The sequence below is a fragment of the Acidithiobacillus sp. TH-A36 genome (genome assembly GCF_057473445.1).
Genome location: NZ_JBYCKP010000508.1, coordinates 1 through 2183, shown reverse-complemented (window position 1 = coordinate 2183; position 2183 = coordinate 1). Strand labels below are relative to the sequence as shown.

Sequence of the window (2183 nt, the reverse complement as noted above, 5' to 3'; positions counted from 1 at the left end):
ACAGATTGCTGGATGTGCATGATATTTGGCTGCTGCCCTGTCATAAAAGCCTATGCTATCCTTCCACAATTCTCAGACAAGTAAAACCCGGAGCAGGTATGTGGGATTGGTTGCGGGGCAAGTCAGGACCGACTGCTCCCCCCCGTGGGGTAGTGGTTGATGCTGGTATTCCCAATCAGGAGCGCGTCGCAGAATTGCCGCTGCCCGAGGCGTTGTTTATTTTGCATTATAATGGCTTCGCCCAACTCCCGGAAAATGCCGAGCTGCGCCAGTTGCTGCTGAACACGGCGCGTAATGGTGATTTTTTGCGCGATTTGCCCCGGGCCAGTGCCCGGCGTCTGGAAGAAAGTGCTGCGCTGCAGTCCCGTTTCGGCATAGAGCTGGAAACCGTCGTGCAATTTTTCAAGGTGTTGCACAGTGAAATTACCCGCCGCATGTATATTGATGCGGCCCGCAAGCGCGAGGATGTCGCCGGGCTGCAATTTACCCTCCGTGACCCTGCCGGGGCCGATGCCCGGGTATGCGCCATTGCCGAGGCCAATCCCTATGATTTGGGTATTGGTACTTACCCTTTTACCCATATTCCCGAGAATCCGCATCCGGGAACAGAAAACCCCTTTATTATTCGTATTGTCATGAAAAAGGATCTGGCATGAAAAAAATAGCAATATTCCCGGGTGACGGGATTGGACCCGAAATTGTGGACGCGGCGCGAATGGTGCTGGATGCCGTAGACCAGGCTGCAGGCCTGAATTTGCAATGTACCGATGGATTGGTCGGTGGTGCCGCCCTGGATGCGGCTGATGACCCCTTGCCTGAAGCTTCCCTGCAGTTGGCCATGGCTGCTGATGCGGTCATTCTGGGTGCTGTCGGTGGCCCGCGCTGGGACGGTCTGCCTCCGGCCAAGCGTCCCGAGCAGGGTTTGCTGCGCCTGCGCAAGAATCTGGATTTGTTTGCCAATTTACGGCCAGCACAAATTTTCCCGCAGTTATTGAGTGCATCGCCACTGCGTCCGGAGCTGGTGCGGGATGTGGATATTCTGGTGGTGCGCGAGCTGACGGGTGATATTTACTTTGGTCAGCCCAGGGCTGCGGAGCTGGTGGACGGCAAGCGTCGTGCCTACAACACCATGGTATATGACGAAGACGAAATCCGGCGCATTGCCCACGTTGCCTTCAAGGCAGCACAGGGTCGCCGTAAACAGTTATGTTCGGTAGACAAGGCCAATGTCCTCGAAACCACCCGTCTGTGGCGCGAAGTGGTGACTGAATTGGCAGCGGAGTATCCCGATGTCCAGTTAACCCACATGTATGTGGACAATGCAGCGATGCAGCTGATTCGTGCGCCTGCCCAGTTTGATGTGCTGCTCACAGGGAATATGTTTGGTGACATTCTGTCGGATGAGGCCAGTCAACTGACCGGCTCCATCGGTATGTTGCCTTCGGCTTCCCTGGGCGAGGGGCGGGGCATGTATGAACCCATTCATGGCTCTGCTCCGGATATTGCCGGGCAGGATAAAGCCAATCCGCTGGCCACGATTTTGTCTGTGGCCATGATGTTGCGTCATTCTCTGGGTAACGAAGCATGGGCGCAACGGGTGGAAAAGGCGGTTCAGAAAGTTCTGGATGAGGGACTGCGTACGGCCGATATTGCCGCAGCCGGTGAAGCTGTAGTCGGAACCCGTGCCATGGGCCATGCGGTGGTCAAGGCGTTGCAACTCTGAGGATGAATGAAGCATGAAAAAATCTCATTATAACGTGGCCATACTGGGGGCGACGGGTGCCGTCGGCGAAGTCATGCTGCAAATCCTGGAACAGCGCAAGTTTCCCGTTGATCAGCTTTACCTGTTGGCCAGTAGCCGCTCTGCAGGGGGACGGCTGCCGTTTCGGGGCAAGCAGGTTCTGGTGCAGGATGCGGCCAGTTTTGACTGGTCCCAGGTAGATATCGGCTTATTTTCTGCCGGTGCCAAAGTCAGTGCCCAATTTGCGCCATTGGCGGCGGAAGCGGGCTGCGTCGTCATTGATAATACCTCCCAGTACCGTTATGACGACGATATTCCCCTGGTGGTCCCGGAAGTCAATCCCTGGCGTATTGCCGATCATGTGAATCGGGGCATTATTGCCAATCCCAATTGTTCCACTATCCAGATGTTGCTGGCTTTGAAACCCATTGCCGATGCCGTG

The 2183-nt window shown here is 55.7% G+C and carries 3 protein-coding genes; all 3 read left to right on the top strand.

Annotated features, from left to right (window positions below):
• Positions 1–98 precede the first annotated feature (98 nt).
• Positions 99–656 (top strand): hypothetical protein, encoded by a 558-nt coding sequence (locus tag AC2VLY_RS12940; protein WP_486891900.1) that lies wholly within the window; start codon positions 99–101, stop codon positions 654–656.
• Positions 653–1723 (top strand): 3-isopropylmalate dehydrogenase, encoded by a 1071-nt coding sequence (leuB, locus tag AC2VLY_RS12935; RefSeq protein ID WP_193649663.1) that lies wholly within the window; start codon positions 653–655, stop codon positions 1721–1723. The genes AC2VLY_RS12940 and leuB overlap by 4 nt, the downstream gene beginning before the upstream one ends.
• Before the next feature lie 13 nt (positions 1724–1736).
• On the top strand, positions 1737–2183 hold a 447-nt coding region (locus AC2VLY_RS12930; protein WP_486891901.1), incomplete at its 3' end, for an aspartate-semialdehyde dehydrogenase.

Excerpts from the sequence above, each read along its gene's own strand:
- AC2VLY_RS12940 (WP_486891900.1), top strand. The coding sequence starts at position 99 with ATGTGGGATTGGTTGCGGGGCAAGTCAGGACCGACTGCTCCCCCCCGT.
- leuB (WP_193649663.1), top strand. The coding sequence starts at position 653 with ATGAAAAAAATAGCAATATTCCCGGGTGACGGGATTGGACCCGAAATT.